Genomic DNA, 16,522 nt, shown 5'->3' on the forward strand with positions numbered 1-16,522 from the left:
ATGGCACCTGAATACAGAGGAATGACTTGCTGAGCCTGCATTGGTATTACTGCAGCTAGCAAAAGAACCAGCGTTGGTAAAGCCGCTTTCCAGAGGGGAGACATAGTATTAGAGGTTTGTACGATGGGCGAAGATAAGCAAAGCCACGTAAAACGATTACCATATACCTGCTTCCTTAGCGACGATTCATTAATTTAATCTCGCTAAGGATCGAGTCTGTTCGATCGATCGTCATGGTAACGCAAGGCCTAAAAAACCGGCGAAGCACATTCACCGTTTTTTTAGGCCTTGCGTTGAGTATCAATTCCTCTTTTGGAACAAATAATCTTTGAAAGGGGAATCTCGTAAATTTTACAGACCGTAGTCAAAACCGGGAAAGCGATTTAAATACGGCTATTGGTATGTCTAGCAACGGCCTGTTTACAAGGAATGAGCGTCTATACTGCCTTTTTACACGCGACTTTCGGCGAATACGTCACCAAAACGCGTAAAGGTCTCGTTCGCTGTAGCAACGGCCTGAGCTTTATCCGCTTCGGTACGGCCCTGAGCATTGAGCACTTCCGTAAAGGTTTTCCACATACTTCCCGTAGCTGGACCATATCCTGAGAAGAAGGAAACACCTTGCGTAATGCCTACTTTTTCCAGCATTTTTACGATAGTACTACCCCCCATGATAGAACCTTCCATGACGTACAAAGCTCCTAAAGCCTGTATTGCGGTCTCAATGGCCGGAGCCGTAGCAGCGGGTAAGTCGTCACTCGTACTCCCGAGGGTTTCCAGATCCGCCTTCAGGAAAGAAGCATGGCGACGTTCCGCGTAATCGGGTAGTACCTGCGGCGTAATATAGGGGGCAATAGCCTGTTCAACCGCGTGAAAGTAGGCGTAGAAATGCTTCAGGAAATCAGCGTAATCGGCTTGGTTCGTGATGGCTTTCAACCGCTGAACAACCTGTTTTTCAAGTTGCTGATGGGAGGTGCGGGTATCTTCTTTTAAACTAAGACTTAACATTCTTCGTATACGTTCATGCAAATCGAAGGATAACCTAAGCGTTCCTTCGAATAAAGTTCTTATCCAGTAACCGCTTTCCTGCCCCAAAGGTTGCACAGGTACAAACTTCCGAAACGAAAACGGCCTTTTTAAAGCTTCGTTATTCACCCAGACGGAGTTTAGTCCTTTAGATACGGCCGAGCAATAGTCCTAAAATTACCGTTTCGTCATTTCAAAAAGATTAGTAGCCTGATCTCCCAGAAAACCCTCAAACCAGACTCCGTTTTCCTGACCCCGCTCGGCCAGTTCGTAATAGGCATAGCTCCAGCGGAGGGTTCCGGTACTGCCATCGGCTTCGGTTACGGGGCAATCCTCGTCAACGGCCTGGGTCGAGGACTGGCGTAATTTACTGCCCCGCTCCCCTTCGATTTGAGTTTTCATAGGAATGCCCGCGGCTTGTAGACCCGCAATGGTTGTTTCCAGATCGGGCCATTCAGGAACCTGCTGAAAGTTGATGTAAGCCGTGAAGTGATTGACCGCATTCCCGTGCAGAAGAGTCCAGGCCGCAAACTGCGATTCTTCGTTTAAAGTCAAAACCGTTTCGCGACGAGGTGCGGGCCAGGGTCGCGTGAAGAAATTTTCCAGGGCCGATACCAGCGTTACCGCCGATTCGTCTTCAAGCTCTTGCTGGCCTTTTAATCGCTGTAATAATTCCCGTGGGGTACCCGCCAGCAAATCCGGCGTATGAGCAACGGCCTCCGAAAGTAACTGCTGAGCCCGCCCGGAAAGTTGGGTTACGTCGAGTTGCGTAACAAAAAACTTGGGAAAGTGAGCCTCCGTAGGGTGCTGGTAATGCCAGGAATTCAGGTGTTTGGTCGGGAATGCGTACGGACTGATTTTCTGATATCCCAAACATTCCAGAATAAAACCGATGGCTTCTAACCCGGGCGTTTGTTCACCGGTACGCGTGTTGAACGTCCGGAATGCACAGTGGTCATTAACGACCTGACCGCCCTTCTCAAGGACTAAGGCTGCGTAATGCTGGGCATACGGCACCCGTTGCTGGTAGCGTGCCCAGAGACGGTCAAGCAATTGTTGAGTGATGGAAGACTGATCAGTCATGGAAGCGTTTGATTAAAAGGGAAAGGTATAAAAGATTTCGTATGCTTGGTCGGCTTGTCAGTTACCAACCGTAAGCAATTTAGAAGTCAAGTCCAATCTCAGGCTTTTGTCCCTTACCACCAATCCATTAACTGCCAGCAATGCCGGCAAGAAGTTCCCTGCTTAGTTTCCAAAGTCGAATTTCAAGCCAACCTAGCCATGGAGTTCCGCATACCAAACATACTTAGGTCCCAGTTAACGGAACTAGTCGTTCGAAATACCCCTCAGGAAAAATAAGTCGCAATCCACCCTGCCGTTTGGCGGAAATCCCCGCTTGCACTTGAACCGATTACCGTACCTTTGCCCACTCTAAATGCATGTACGGCATGAATACCCCCGAGTCAAAGGAATCTGAACAGCCCCTCCAAAATAAGACTTTTCTGGCCGTTCTGATCAATACCCTGGCCGCTTCATTAACCAATAATTTTGTCTGGTTTGCCCTAACCTTTTGGGTGTATCTGGAAACGAAATCCGTATTAACCACCTCCATCATGGCAGGAGTTTATTCCGGAACAGTCGCCGTTACGGGCTTTTTCCTGGGTACACTCGTGGATCGTTACCCCAAGAAGCTAGCCATGCTCCTTTCGAGTAGTAGTTCGCTGCTGTTGTACGTTGTGGCCGCGGGCATTTACCTTTCCACCTCCGAGACAACGTTTCGGAACCCCGGTAGCTGGCAACTCTGGGTGTTTATTACGCTGGCTTTGATTGGGGCTATCGCTGGGAACCTCCGCAGCATTGCCCTTTCTACCCTGGTAACCATTCTTCTTCCCGAATCCCAACGTGACAAAGCCAATGGGATGGTAGGGACGGCCAATGGCGTATCGTTCCTGGCCGCTTCCATTTTTAGTGGTCTGGTGATTGGCTTTCTAGGGATGTTCTGGACACTGGTACTGGCCATTGGCCTGACGTTACTGGTTGTTCTGCACCTTTCTACGCTTTCGATTCAAGAGCTTAACCACGCCCACGCCGAGGCTCCGCCGGTCAGTTTTAACGTTCGTCATACCATTGCTATCATTCAGGAAATCCCCGGTTTATTCGGGCTGATCTTTTTCAACTGCTTTAATAACTTTCTGGGCGGCGTATTCATGTCCCTGATGGATGCCTACGGACTGTCGCTGGTGTCGGTACAGGTTTGGGGCATCCTCTGGGGTTTTCTGAGTCTGGGTTTTATTATTGGTGGACTGATTGTTGCTCGTCAGGGCCTCGGTGGCAAGCCGTTACGTACGCTATTTCTCACCAATCTGATCATGTGGTTTGTCTGCATTTTCTTTACGTTGCAGGCTTCGATTGTACTGCTAAGCGTCGGACTTCTAATCTACATGTGTCTGATTCCCGTAGTAGAAGCCGCCGAACAGACCATTGTCCAGAAGGTCATTCCGCCCGATCGACTGGGGCGGGTGTTTGGCTTTTCCCAGAGTCTGGAACAGGCCGCTTCACCGATTACAGCCCTACTGATCGGTCCCATTGCCCAGTACATTTTTATTCCTTTCATGACTACCGGAGCGGGCGTACAGTGGCTGGGATCCTGGTTTGGTACCGGCTCGGACCGCGGTCTAGCTCTTGTCTTCACCCTGACGGGGATCATCGGCTTTATCGTTACCCTGCTGGCGATGCGATCCCGGGCTTATCACACGTTGGCTTCGCACTTTTGAGTTTATCCATGCGTATGACGTTTTCCTCGCCCCGCCTGTGGTTGTTTGCGGGCATTCTCTGTATCAGTATCTATCCGATTCTAATTCGGGTAACGCCTGTTTCCGGGGTTACAGCGGCTTTTTATCGCCTAAGTATCGCCAGCCTCCTACTTTGGCCTTACGTGCTGGGACGAAACCAATGGAAGCGTGAAACGCTGCGATTCTGGAAACCGCTAGTCGGCTGCGGCGTGTTGTTTGCGGCAGATATTGCCTCCTGGAATCTCTCCATTCAATACTCTTCAGCCACCCAGGCCAGCTTGCTTACGAATCTGTCTCCGATTTGGGTAGGGCTGACTTCTTTTTTGTTTCTGCCGCAAAAGCCTAATCGGTTTTTCTGGCTGGGTGTGGTGGTCGCCCTGGCGGGGCTGGTCCTATTCATGGGGTTTCAACTTTTTGCGGACCTGGCCTTTGATCGAGGATTTGGATTAGGCCTGCTCTCCGGGATTTGTTACGCCGCCTACCTCATGCTCAGCAAAAGAGTACTGCGAAGCGTCAATATCCTCAATTTCATGGCCTGCATGACGACGGTTGGGAGTATCTTCCTGCTGTTTTTGTGCCTTTTAGGGGGAGAGAAGCTAAACGGCTTTTCCACGCTGGTTTGGGAATCGTTGTTGACGCAGTCATTGGTTTGTCAACTCCTGGGCTGGTTTTCGGTCAGTTATGCCTTAACGCACATTCCCGCTCAGCAGGTGTCCATTAGTTTACTCAGTCAGGCCGTTTTAACCGCCCTCCTAGCGTGGCTGCTGCTGGGCGAACAACTCTCTGCTTCCATGATGCTGGGAGGAATCCTGTTGCTGACGGGGATCGCCATTACTTTCCGTAAGTAAATTTTTGAAAGGATCGCTACTGCTTTTTATACAGGACGAAACCACCCGGCGGCAGAGTAAGCTGAACTGCCTTTCCATTACGGGCTGCTACAGATACGCTCGTCAAAGTAGCCTCTGGATGGGTGGTGTACAGGCAGGTAAGTACGTCGCCGGTGGTATGGAGGTCGTTATCTACGGTGACCCAAGCCGTTTGGCTTTGATTGACGTCGGTATTGAAAGCACAGAGTACTTCCTGCGTATGCAGAATCCGGGACCAGGCTACGACCGACTGCATAGACGCTCCCCAAAGACGCGGGTAACCAAAATGAATACTATCGCCGGAAATTTCCCGCAGGTACTGCCGACCGCGTCGCAGGGCGATTTCCTGTTTACGTACCGCCAGTAGCTTGCTGATTTCAGGAAACCAGGGGCTATCCTCCCAAAAGAAATGCACTCCTTTGCTACGAAAGGCTCCGAAGGCTCCCCCAAACATACTCTCCCGGATATAGCGGTCGTGGCCACCGTGTCCGTCAAACGCCTGCTCCGTTCCGTAGTACAAACAGGGGATACCCAGCGAAGTAACATTGAAACCGATCACCGCCAGTAATTGCCGGGAGCCCGTCGCATCGGCACAAAAACGAGCCTTTTGTGGCCCCTTCCGTACCTGATCGTGATCGTCGAACAGGGTGACCACCTTGTTCCGGAACCAGCTGTGGGATTCTTTCTGAAGTAGTTCTGAATTGCGAAACAAACTGAAGTATTCCGCTGGATTACGGTATCCTTTTACCAGGTACTCCAGTTTGTCGGGAATATCGTCGATGCCCAGTGCCGCATCGAGTCCCGTAAGTTCCAGCGTGGTAAATGCCCGCTGACGACCGCCCGTTATTTCTCCGATCAGGTAAAAATTTTCCTTGCCGATTGCCAAGGTAAATTCCCGGATGACCGAAGAGAAAAACCGGGTCGCTCCCAGGTCCATGTGCTTAACGGTATCGATTCGAAAGCCGTCGAGATCCGCCAGGGCAATCCAGTATTTATACGCTTCGGCGAGGTGCAGGAGTGCCTCGGAAGGCTGGTAGGCATCCAGAGGTCCGTACCCATGATGAATGTCCTTCAGGGATTCGAAGTCACCATCCAGAAATTCCGGATCGTGATCCCAATACTGAATTTTACCTTTTCGGGTAAAGGTTTGGGGGTGCTGTAGTTCGGAGGGCCACACGGCTCCGTCGGGCCAGGCTCCGGCTGGCTGCGGAGCAAAGGGCAACGTAGGCTGCCCCTCCGCATTTCGATACCCACGTACCGGAAAAACGGAACCGCTGGCGTATACGGGTTGTCCGGTTTCGTAGGCAAATACGTCACCAGAATGGTTTAAAATAATATCCAGAATTACATAGATGCCGTGCTCATGGGCCGTTTCCACGACTTCGATTAAATCCTGTTGCGTTCCGAAGCGGGGTTCAATTTCCAGAAAATTCTGGATTCCGTAGCCGTGATACGTTTCCTGCGAGGCGACTTGTTTGAAAACCGGACTAATCCAGATCGCTGAAATTCCCAGGCGTTTCAGATAACCGATCTTACTTTTCAGTCCACGGAGCGTTCCGCCCACAAAACGTTCGCCTGCCTGCTGCCAGGCTTCAGCATCGGGCGTCAGGGCATTACCGGCGTCTTCGGGTTGGAAACGGGGTGTTTGTCCCGAAGTAACGAGCTGGCCTTCATTGTTCAGATAATCCTGTTCCTGCCCATCGGAAAATCGGTCGAGTAACAGAAAATACAGCACCTGATCTTCCCAGGCCAGCGGCGATGGATAGTACGAAGGGCGAAGGACTGCCGGAAGCGAAAGCTCGCGAAAGGATTGAATCGGTTCCATAATCAAATCAGTATCGAAGGTCTAAGAAATGATTACTCGTTTTTTCGCCATGCTTCCGCTCCTTTTCCTACCACTGAATATCCGAAAGCGACGACAGGGGTTGCCGTTCAGCTGGAGCCAGCATCCCACGCACCTCCACGGCAAAATCATCGGCGTTTTTCAGAAGGTCTGAAAGCGTAAAACCTGCCCGTTGCTCAAGTTCCGTCAGACTTACCTGATACACTTTAAAGGCATCTAAGTTCAGAAAGGACAAATCATTGAGATTCTGCGTGAGCAGGAATGCCCTGACTTTCAGTGTACTCGCTTCTACATAAGCCAGAATTTTATAAAATTCACGTGGAATGGCTACGCCGCGAAAGACCTGGTCGTCCGTTCGGAAAATGGGTCCGCCAATGACACTTACTTTTAAGTGATCCACCTCCGTTTGTTCGAATACCGCATCTTCCAGTTGCCCCCAGATTCCACCCTGCGAACTCTGGTTGAAATTGTCCATTTGCGGAGTAATGTTGGTGAAGAAAAAGGAGTCTCTATTGGCTTGCTGAGCTTCGGCCATGGTGCCCCAGATCAGATCGGCCCGTCGGGCAATATGTCCCCGATCCAGACGATTGTTGGCGTACAGCGAGTCGCCCACCTGATATTCGGCGGGCAAGCGGGGGTCCAGTGCGAAGCTCAGGTTTTTACGCGTAATTTTCTTGAGGTTTCCCCCATCAATATTCCAGGCTACCCAGTAAGCAAACCGACGGGCTTTGCTTAGGGCGAGGGAAAAGTGCGTATAAGGGATGATTTCGGAATCCCCGAGCAGAACCGCATCCAGTTGCTGATCCGTCGAAAGCTCAGGCACGGTCACCACCGGCCCGAGAAAAGCAGGATTATATCCCAATTCGGGCGGAAGTGCGTGCTGGGGCGGTACTAAACTAATATCCAACTTCTCAAATATGGAACGTGGGTAACACGCTAGGGCGTACTGCTCGGGACTGCCCGAAGACTCTCCGGCAAAGTGTAAGCCCGCCAAAATCGGACTCGGTTGTCCTTCGGGGGTTTTGAAAAGCCAGATGGACCCTGAATCGCCAGCCTGGCTCAGTTCTCCACCCGTGGGTGCATGGTCCGGATCCAGACTGATTTCAAAGCCACCAATCGACTGCTCCCCGATTGGAAATCCGTAGTTGATTTTAGCCATCGTATGCACCCGAGTCACGATGCCGTGTGTCACACCCGAGGTTCGTCCGCTCTTCACGACTGTATCCCCCAATTCGGGTTCGCCGAGTTGATTCGGTACGACGTCCAGTTCAAAAACGCTAGCATCAAAGTTCCGCGTTTCGATACTGGCGATCGCACAGTCTCCCGCAGCTCCCAGGTGTGAGCGTACCAGTCGGCCCAGTCGATTGCGTTCGATCCGGTTATCGTCGTGCGGCCCCGGCTGTACAATCGTATCGCCGAGTTGTCCCAGCGGACCCTGCAAAATGTGCCAGTTGCTTAGTACGTACGGGGTTCCGTCCGTTCGTCCGTATACGATGCACCCGAGGGTACCCGCCGAAAGCTGATGATGCGATACGCTGATCCCTGGAACGATGGGATCCAGATGAATTTTGCGGGGGTTGGATACCCGTTCGTCCACTACCAGAAAGGAAGCCTGGAAACTTCGCTCCAGTACATCGGTCGGTACTTCCTGACCATCCACCACGATGGATGCGGGAATGAGTATCGTACCAAGCGAAGGCAGCACTTCTGGCTGTACTTTCGTTTCGACGGTAAACTGAATGACTACTTCCCGGCTTCTTTTTCCATCCACACACTTGTACCCTATACCAATGGAAGAAATGTTCTTGTCCAATAAATAATCCGCTCCCCGCGTCCGGACAAACTGTTTGAGTTTCTCCATGAAGTTCGGGGCGTACGTTGTTTGATTTTGCTGAGCCATGGGATCGGATAAAAGTTAAGGCGACTCTCCTACAACGCTCAAACGTGCAGCTTGTTTCCAGTAGCCAGCATTGGTTTACACTTCCGCCAGCGGGACCGACGGTCGGGTTACTCTAACCTGGCTGAGCACCCGTCCGGCATCGTCCACAACGTCATACTCGGCGGGCAGATTGTCGGGCTGGTACTTAGTGGCGGGATGGTGCAGGCGATACAAAACGGATTCGTGTAAACGGGGGTACAGCAGTTGCGTCTGGTCCCGTGTTTCTTCGGCGGCGGGAATAGTACGGCTCCCGTTCAAGAAAGGCAGTAGTTTCCAGGGCATACGCCGATGCGGCCAGTGCAGGGTAGCCAGGGCGTCGTCGAGTCGGGCGAGGCCTTCCAGATCGGTAAAATCGTTCAGCAGCAGGCCATGCCCGTACGCCCGTTTCATCATCCAGCGAAGCGGGAGGTTAGCCATGCGTCGTTTGGTATCGGGATCGGATTGGTACCCGCCCCCCACATCCGAATGGGCTCCGGCAAACCACACTTGCTCCATGCGATTCAATCCCTCGGGCGGACTCCAGCGAATGGGTTTGAACAGACTCCGGCGGCGATCATCAATGGCTAGGGCCTGACAGGCGTACCGCACCTGACTCGATAGAATGGTATCCCGGAAATAGTCGGGTAAGGGACTCAAGTATCCTTTTCGTAAAACGGTACTTACGGTATCCCAAACGCCCAGGAAATGGACGTCTACGGTTCGCGAGAGAATGTCCCGGAAGTTTTTGGCTTGCCCCTCATTATTCCGTCGCCGGAATATTTTAAAAGCGTAGTCGATGAGATTCGTATTTCGTTTGTGCAGTATGCCGCATTTAGCGAGGAGTCCCGTCAGTACGCGAACGGTATAGGCTCCACGACTGAAGCCGAAGAGGTAAATACGGTCGCCGGCTTCGTAGAAGTTCATCAGAAATTCATAGGACTGCTTTACGTTTTCATCTACCGTCCAGCCCGTAATCTGATCCCAGCCATCCAGGAACGAATACCCACGTGTGCCCACGCCCGGATCGTAATAGGCAACCTGCTGTTGCGAATCGACATCCTTGAGATGGCAGAACAACTGCATAACGTTGGAGGTACGGTTCGGCTCGTCAAGCTCGTTGGCCGTTCCATCACAACAGATGATGATGTTTTTACGCATATTGGTTGAAGGTATCCAGGCAGAAACCTGAATGGCCCTGCCCTCCAAAGATGAATAGAAATTCGTTTTCCTGCCTTGATCCTGAGGACTTTTATAAACGAAACCAGTCCTATACTGCGGAATTGTGTTGAACTGCTTTACTGGCAGGGCGTATTGTTAAAATCCTCCAGCGTCTGCTTCGAGACACCCGTGTAATACGTGGGGCAGGTTTTGAAAAGATCGTTAATTGCAGCTTTGTAAGCCTCGCAGGTATTTTTACCCGGATTGCTGACGTAGGCGTTGGCGGCGGCCGCTATCTTGTCCGCCTGGTTTTCGCAGGCATTCGTGGCTCCGGGGCCACTTTTCGAACAGCCCGCCAGGCTTAAGACCAGAATGCCTAGTCCGAACGCATACACGCTTTGTTGCTTTTTCATAGAATTGATTGATTATGGTTGAACATCAACCGGGCCTTACCCGGTAGCAACAAAGGTAACGCCCACCCAGGATGAGGACCAATCGCTAATTTGAGGGACGAAGTTGACAAACAGAGGAATTGCGAGAGAGCAATGGATTGGACGTTTGATTTTAGTAATGACTACCTTGAAAACTTTTACAAACGTTTCTTTACTTTATATCACCAGAAATATTCGTTTTATAAAACGGCTATGTACGAAGCAATCTAAACTCGCAACAGGTTTATCTTACAAAATTAAACCTATGAATAGTAGGTATTTACAATAGTATTAGATTACTTTGGGCTTACTGAACAAGCACTTTACTCCGCCCCTCCCCAGGCCTGTTCAGTCCGTAATCCCCTAGTAGAGTACCCTTGAGGTCTGGCTGATTCGCCCATTTATATGGACGCTATTTTCCAGTTCGAAAAACAATAGGGCTTGCAGTCGGTTTAAGTATTCGCCAACTAACCGGAGCAAACCGGATTCCATTCCTCTTCGTCGGCCGCCACCGCCGCAGCTGAAAATGCCCCTGATCCGTCATCGAGGGTGTTGAATTCCCATTTAGCCAAGTGATCTCAGCGATTGGATCGCCAGAAATTTTTGTGTAACGTACGGATTGAGCTGTTTACCCTCATCTCATGAAAAAGAAACTTATTAGTATTGATTTGACGACGGGTCATTATGCCAGTTTCATTGATCGTCAGATTGCGATGGCCCAACAACGAACTTCAGCGTATACCTGCGTCTCAAACGTACACATGCTGGTTGAAGCGTATCGGGACGCATCCTTTGCGGAGGTGGTCAATCAGGCAGACATGGCTACTCCCGACGGAAGGCCCCTTACCTGGGGACTTAAACTCATTCACGGATACGATCAGGAACGGGTCGCCGGGCTTGATTTGATGCCTGATTTAATTGCGGAAGCCGAGAAGAAGGGTATTTCCGTGTACTTCTACGGAGGAACGCCCCAAATGCTAGAGGCAACCGATCGTTATTTGAAAAAAACACACCCTAAATTGCAGGTAGCGGGTTATTACAGTCCTCCCTTCCGACCTTTAACATCCACCGAGGAGGATGAAACGGCAGCTATGATTAATCGCAGTGGAGCCCAACTCGTTTTTGTGGCCCTAGGCTGCCCCAAGCAAGAACGATGGATGGCCGCTATGAAAGGAAAAATTCAGGCCGCCATGATTGGTATTGGAGGAGCCTTGCCCATGATGGTAGGTTTACAATCCAAGGCACCTAACTGGATGCGAGCATCTGGCTTGGAATGGGTCTACCGTTTTATGCTTGAGCCCCGTCGCCTATTCAAACGTTACGCCATCACTAACAGTACCTATATCTGGTTGGTTACGCGGGCAATGCTTCAACCCAAAGCTTCTTAGCTAGAGGCGAAACAAGCCTTACGGATAATTGTCACGAACTCAAAATAGTCCATTTTTCGTCGAGATTTTGTGAAAGTTAAACGTATATTTTCGAAGAAAAACAGGCAGATATTTGGCAGTATTAGTTAGAGTCTTTAACTTAACACCGTCATACTGAGGATCTACCGCCGTTTTCTTCATTTTACACCCGTAATCTTACCGCCCATAAGATTAGTTATATTTTAATCAGCCATTGTACAATAGTTATATTGTTTCAACAATCAACCATTGAATAGAGTGCATGGTCCTGGCGTCTCAGTTTTTCCGCTCCATTGAGATGACTTTTACCCGAATGAGAAGTGCTGAAGTAAACAAGTGAACGATTAGGGGAGATAACTTCCCCACTATACGTTTATTTTGAGCTGGCATAATTATTGTATGTTAATAATTTGAGTATTTATCTAGGTGTACCGCTACAAAACCTGGTAAATATCCTGAAATAACACCAACCGCTTTTTTCCATACTTTTTCCGCCAAAAGTAGGACAGTCGTTTGCGAAATGTTCGATACTAAACTCTTTGACAGAATTGCTTCTTTTGAGCAAAGGCTGTTTCAAAGAATACGGAAGAAGTATGTCTATACGAAAGCCTTATGTGAGTAAACGATCCCATGAACATGTTCCGAATAGCTTTCGTAGCTTTTCGGTTCAGTCTACGTGGTTACCTGCTACTCATTCGGGGGTATCCCCCATAAGTTCTTCACAACAGACAGATGCTTTGCATAACTCTGCAATCCAACAACTAAAACCTTATTCGATTGAGCCCAAACTTCGTCTCGAACTCAGCACAACAGTCATTGACTTTCATCCAGTCAAGGTTTCGAAACCTGAGTTTGCACTCCTGACCGTGCAACCTGACGAAACCGTTAAATCCATTTCTGTCCACTGCGACCGCTCCGATCTATTCCAGATAGCAAGCGATGAGCATCCTGATTACCGAGCAAACTCGCGGATTACAGCACAGAGCAAAATAACGTATATACACATACGGTATTTAAGCAACCAATTATTTTCGAAACCTCAGTTTGCCACTTTATTTATTCAAGCCGAATCAGAAATCAGAGAAGTGGTCTTAATCGCTCATCCAATGGGTCGTTGGGCAACTTTGAACGGATCGCTCACCAAGATACCTCTTGGTGGCTATTTGGTAATGGTTAGCGGGTTGCTTTTTGGAGTGTATACTACTTTCAGCATCAATGTGAGTGGTTCCCAAGCTTGTGTAAGCAAAAGGAAGCACAGGTTCAACCTATACTCACCTCCGTACCCAGTGTACCCAAAAGAATGCTGCCGGTGGTGGAACCAAAGAAGCTCGACCCCCAAAAAACTTCTAAACAGTATAAACGCAAAAGGTCATCTCTTTCAAAAACATCTAATCCAAGCCGTTTAGATGAAACTTCACTCACTAAAGAAAATGAATTAAAAAAGAATATTAACTGACCTTTTTAAGGTACTGATTTATGAAATATGTTGGGAAATGGCTGAGACATAGAGTCAGGTATAACCCAAGTTTCTACACTTGACATTCAGTATATACTCAACGTAGATACTAGAACAGTAAATGGTTCTTGTAATAGCTAATAAATCAGCATTTATATAGATAGATAAACTCTATTTATACATGATTTTATTGTTAAATAAAAGTTTAGTCTAAAATTTTAAGTTAATGATCGATGTAGTACGAGAGTGATAGTAAATTGTTAACGCATGCGTATGAATTAAATAATTACCTAGTAAACAAGTATTCAATAGTTCAGTATTTCACACTGAAACTGAATTAGTAGATACATTTTAATATCAGTATAAGGGCGAGGAATATACCCAGCAAACAACCTAAATTTTCAAATATCCATGAATGCACCCGTAATTTTATTTGCTTACAAACGGGCCCGAGAATTACGAGCTACCGTCGAAGCTTTGCAAAAAAACCATCTAGCTTCCGAAAGCGATTTATTTATCTTTGTGGATGCTCCTAAAAAAGCGGAAGATTGGCCAAAAGTGTACGAAGTGCATCAAGTTCTTGATGAAATTACTGGTTTTAAAAGTATTTATCGGGATTATGCTAAATCCAACATTGGCTGTGCTGATTCTATTATTCGGGGGATTAGTTACGTTTTGAACCGCTACCCAACGGCCATAATTGTAGAAGACGATTTGATTACTGCTCCTAACTTCTTGGATTACATGAACCAGAGTTTAACGCAGTACAAAAACGATAAAAGAATCTATTCAATTGCGGGTTATACATTCCCTTTCGAACGCCCCAGCGATTATCCCTACGAATCATATTTTGTTCCGAGACATAGCCCTTGGGGTTGGGCAACTTGGCGGGATCGTTGGTTATCGATTGATTGGGAACTAGTCGATTATTCTGAATTCAGTCAGGATAAATCCCAGCAACGTGCCTTCAATCAGGGTGGATCAGACTTAGTAAAAATGCTGGAAGATCAAATGGAAGGACGTTCGGATGCCTGGGATATTCGTTTCTGTTATAATCGTTTTAAAGCGAATGGATTGACCGTTTACCCAACTCTTTCTAAGGTACAGAATATTGGCTTTGGAAATGAGGCTACTCACACGAATATCTACAACCGCTATAAAACTACGCTAGATCAAGGTTCACAACGCCAATTTAAGCTTTCGCCGCACGTAGAAACTACGTCTTATTATCACCAGAAGACCTTACAAAAGTATAGCGTAGTCACTCGCATTTACAACAAACTCAAAACGTACGCCGGGATGCGTTAAGGTATTTTCTGCCATGGATCAGGGGTTTTCATACGTGATCTGTCATCCCTTGGTATAAGCTACGTATAGGATCTTAATGTATGAGATGATATACGGCTCATTATCAACCTAAAAACAGGATTTACTGGTCCCGATTTCCCATCCAAAAATCATGAAGAAACTACCGTATATGGCAGGGTTATGTTCCCTGATGATACTTTTTTGTATCAGTGCTTCCTGTAAAAAGGCTGATGACAATTTTAATGAACCGGTTGAACAACGGACGGATACCCTTACTATAGCTCAGCTAAGAGATTTTAGCTCACTGCCTTTACCGAGTCAGATCTATATTACTGATGCTCGAAAACAAGGCCTTTTTAATCTAGATCAGGGTGACCGAAAGACCGCCGATAACCTAGGTGTAACATTGGTTACTAGCCACGGAATTCGTTACAAACGCGAATATACGGGTCCTGCAAATGCACTATGGTTTGATGTACTTCCCTCCGATGATGATATCGGTCCTGAACTTCAAAACGCGGTTAATGGAGCCGATGATGTATTTATTCCGGATGGATCGTACCGCCAGCGAACAACAGTACGGCTGCGGAGTAACATGAAGCTACAAGCCAATCCGGGTAAGGTACTAATTACATTACCCGCTACATATGTATCGCTTGCCAATGCCATTGACCCTAAAATAGACTTGAAAAATGTGGTGATTGATGGCTTGTCTTGGAATGTTACCACCCGGGAGAATGGTACGTTTGGCACCATATATATCGATAGTCCTAATGTGGCTAATTTAACCATTCAAAATTGCACGAGTAAAGATTACGACTCTAAGGATAGTACGAATTGGTTAACCTTGAAAATTCCCGCGGGAAAGTCGGCCGAAAACATTGTGGTTAAAAACAATGTCGTACGGGCTAGACGTATGGGATGCGAGATTTTTAATCACGATAATTACAACAAATACGTTGGAAAAAATATCGAGGTTAGTAATAATACCTTTTACGACTGTCATTTCGGTATTTCCCTCTCGGGGCCCATGGAAAACATTACGGTTGAAAATAATACCGTTAAAAATTGTAGTTTGTATGGTATCGAAATTGCCGGTGCTTTGCGTAATGTAAAAGTCAACAGTAATAAATTTGAAGGGAAGTTTGATAAGTTCTTCATTGGCTCCAATGATGGAAATGGCAACGGGAGTGTTACCGGAGGAATGACCGTTACGGGTAACGAAACCGTTGGACGCTGTACGGGAGGAATTGCTTTATACAATGGTGGAACGTTCACCTTTGCGAATAATAAGTTCAATATGACGGGTATGATTGAAATTTCACACTCCTCCAACGGTGGATCGTTTAACGATAATACAATTGAAAGTATGTCCAGTAAGGTTATTATCTGCGATAATACGTCCAACAATCGTTTTACTAATAATAGCATTTCCAACCGTAATGCTTCTGCCAATCAGGCTATGTTCATGGCGTATGGAAATAAATCGCTTAATCATGTTTTGACTGCCAATCGGTTTACGAAAGGTCCGGGAGGAAAATACATGGAAGGTGCTGATGGGGGTACTTATAAAGCTTCTGACAACCAGGATGAGTCAGGTAGGATAGTTCAGTAAAGTTTATCTTTCTTCTACACGTCTGTATAAAGTGTTTTAACTCTATACAGACGTGTTTTTACGAATATCGATCTCGGCTTTGAACAATTGTTTACTATAAATGAAATTGGTATTTGTAATACTAAACTTGAATAATATGTTAACTTTTATTAATTATATTGTTATAATCCAATGATAAATCTATTCCGGACAGTATATACTTAACATACTCACTATAAATAGGACTATGTTGGCTTTATTTGTAACATTTATAAGAGTGTAGAAATAATACCTTAATAACGGGAATAATTATTCCCGTTATTACATTCATTTTTCACTAATCAAGATTAATTGGTAAAAAAATCTATTATCTTTATACAGTTAGCTAGTTGAGAATGAAGCTCCATTTTTAAAAAAATTAGTGATAAGTTGCTAAAGGTTAACCTTTTGTCTATTCTTTGAATAATTCAATTTATTAATTAGACATTAAATTAACTGGCAAGCTTACGTATAGTAGTTAAGTTGGCATGAACTTTTTGCCTTTTTAAGTGGTAAAGAAAATTTAATTAGAAGGTTTGCTCATTCCGCTCCGAACAAACGTATATTTACAAATCCTTTACTAACTTGGTACTCCTGTCAACGCAAAATGAGTTTTCTCAATACGTTAGTCGCTCATTAACAAGAGTATCCGTTTCATTACATTACTCCGCTAATTATCCTTATC

At 47.0% G+C, this 16,522-nt stretch carries 11 protein-coding genes; 5 read left to right on the forward strand and 6 right to left on the reverse strand.

Annotated elements, in window-relative coordinates:
* Positions 1-450: 450 nt before the first annotated feature.
* Both ACOJTG_RS21085 and ACOJTG_RS21090 read right to left on the reverse strand, forming a co-directional pair.
* Complete coding sequence (locus ACOJTG_RS21085; protein ID WP_420155625.1) at positions 451-1,008, reverse strand: biliverdin-producing heme oxygenase; 558 nt, start codon at positions 1,006-1,008, stop codon at positions 451-453.
* Positions 1,009-1,203: 195 nt separating this feature from the next.
* Positions 1,204-2,109, reverse strand: a complete 906-nt coding sequence (locus tag ACOJTG_RS21090) for a DUF1338 domain-containing protein (RefSeq protein WP_420155626.1) — start codon at positions 2,107-2,109, stop codon at positions 1,204-1,206.
* Between the two features lie 365 nt (positions 2,110-2,474).
* Between ACOJTG_RS21090 and ACOJTG_RS21095 the strand changes: the two genes are divergently transcribed.
* Together ACOJTG_RS21095 and ACOJTG_RS21100 are read left to right on the forward strand one after the other, a co-directional pair.
* Positions 2,475-3,800 (forward strand): MFS transporter, encoded by a 1,326-nt coding sequence (locus tag ACOJTG_RS21095; RefSeq protein ID WP_420155627.1) that lies wholly within the window; start codon positions 2,475-2,477, stop codon positions 3,798-3,800.
* An 8-nt stretch (positions 3,801-3,808) separates the two neighbouring features.
* Entirely contained in the window at positions 3,809-4,666 is an 858-nt protein-coding gene (locus ACOJTG_RS21100; protein ID WP_420155628.1) for a DMT family transporter, read from the forward strand.
* Positions 4,667-4,682: 16 nt separating this feature from the next.
* Here ACOJTG_RS21100 and ACOJTG_RS21105 read toward each other — a convergent pair whose 3' ends face one another.
* The 4 genes from ACOJTG_RS21105 to ACOJTG_RS21120 all read right to left on the reverse strand — a co-directional run bounded on the left by ACOJTG_RS21105 (position 4,683) and on the right by ACOJTG_RS21120 (position 10,016).
* Positions 4,683-6,509, reverse strand: a complete 1,827-nt coding sequence (locus ACOJTG_RS21105; RefSeq protein WP_420155629.1) for an alpha-amylase family glycosyl hydrolase — start codon at positions 6,507-6,509, stop codon at positions 4,683-4,685.
* Positions 6,510-6,576: 67 nt separating this feature from the next.
* Positions 6,577-8,427, reverse strand: a complete 1,851-nt coding sequence (locus ACOJTG_RS21110) for a DNA/RNA non-specific endonuclease (RefSeq protein WP_420155630.1) — start codon at positions 8,425-8,427, stop codon at positions 6,577-6,579.
* Between the two features lie 75 nt (positions 8,428-8,502).
* Positions 8,503-9,603: a DUF2235 domain-containing protein gene (locus ACOJTG_RS21115; RefSeq protein WP_420155631.1), complete on the reverse strand. Its 1,101-nt coding sequence runs from the start codon at positions 9,601-9,603 to the stop codon at positions 8,503-8,505.
* Between the two features lie 137 nt (positions 9,604-9,740).
* Complete coding sequence (locus tag ACOJTG_RS21120; protein WP_420155632.1) at positions 9,741-10,016, reverse strand: hypothetical protein; 276 nt, start codon at positions 10,014-10,016, stop codon at positions 9,741-9,743.
* Between the two features lie 659 nt (positions 10,017-10,675).
* Between ACOJTG_RS21120 and ACOJTG_RS21125 the strand changes: the two genes are divergently transcribed.
* From ACOJTG_RS21125 to ACOJTG_RS21135, 3 genes are all read left to right on the forward strand, one after another.
* The gene (locus ACOJTG_RS21125; protein WP_420155633.1) at positions 10,676-11,422 is read left to right on the forward strand and encodes a WecB/TagA/CpsF family glycosyltransferase; all 747 of its coding nucleotides are present in this window, start codon (positions 10,676-10,678) and stop codon (positions 11,420-11,422) included.
* Between the two features lie 1,885 nt (positions 11,423-13,307).
* On the forward strand, positions 13,308-14,204 hold the full coding sequence (locus ACOJTG_RS21130) for a glycosyltransferase (RefSeq protein WP_420155634.1): 897 nt from the start codon (positions 13,308-13,310) through the stop codon (positions 14,202-14,204).
* A gap of 151 nt (positions 14,205-14,355) precedes the next feature.
* Positions 14,356-15,819, forward strand: coding sequence for a right-handed parallel beta-helix repeat-containing protein (locus ACOJTG_RS21135; RefSeq protein ID WP_420155635.1), 1,464 nt, complete (start codon positions 14,356-14,358; stop codon positions 15,817-15,819).
* The last annotated feature ends 703 nt before the right edge of the window (positions 15,820-16,522 follow it).

Source organism: Siphonobacter sp., assembly GCF_048595215.1.
Taxonomy (GTDB): domain Bacteria; phylum Bacteroidota; class Bacteroidia; order Cytophagales; family Spirosomataceae; genus Siphonobacter.

What these genes read in the sequence shown, in the direction of transcription:
- ACOJTG_RS21125 (WP_420155633.1), top strand. Translation starts at nt 10,676, where the DNA reads ATGAAAAAGAAACTTATTAGTATTGATTTGACGACGGGTCATTATGCC.
- ACOJTG_RS21130 (WP_420155634.1), top strand. Translation starts at nt 13,308, where the DNA reads ATGAATGCACCCGTAATTTTATTTGCTTACAAACGGGCCCGAGAATTA.
- ACOJTG_RS21105 (WP_420155629.1), bottom strand. Translation starts at nt 6,509, where the DNA reads ATGGAACCGATTCAATCCTTTCGCGAGCTTTCGCTTCCGGCAGTCCTT.
- ACOJTG_RS21115 (WP_420155631.1), bottom strand. Translation starts at nt 9,603, where the DNA reads ATGCGTAAAAACATCATCATCTGTTGTGATGGAACGGCCAACGAGCTT.
- ACOJTG_RS21135 (WP_420155635.1), top strand. Translation starts at nt 14,356, where the DNA reads ATGAAGAAACTACCGTATATGGCAGGGTTATGTTCCCTGATGATACTT.
- ACOJTG_RS21120 (WP_420155632.1), bottom strand. Translation starts at nt 10,016, where the DNA reads ATGAAAAAGCAACAAAGCGTGTATGCGTTCGGACTAGGCATTCTGGTC.
- ACOJTG_RS21100 (WP_420155628.1), top strand. Translation starts at nt 3,809, where the DNA reads ATGCGTATGACGTTTTCCTCGCCCCGCCTGTGGTTGTTTGCGGGCATT.
- ACOJTG_RS21095 (WP_420155627.1), top strand. Translation starts at nt 2,475, where the DNA reads ATGAATACCCCCGAGTCAAAGGAATCTGAACAGCCCCTCCAAAATAAG.
- ACOJTG_RS21085 (WP_420155625.1), bottom strand. Translation starts at nt 1,008, where the DNA reads ATGTTAAGTCTTAGTTTAAAAGAAGATACCCGCACCTCCCATCAGCAA.
- ACOJTG_RS21090 (WP_420155626.1), bottom strand. Translation starts at nt 2,109, where the DNA reads ATGACTGATCAGTCTTCCATCACTCAACAATTGCTTGACCGTCTCTGG.
- ACOJTG_RS21110 (WP_420155630.1), bottom strand. Translation starts at nt 8,427, where the DNA reads ATGGCTCAGCAAAATCAAACAACGTACGCCCCGAACTTCATGGAGAAA.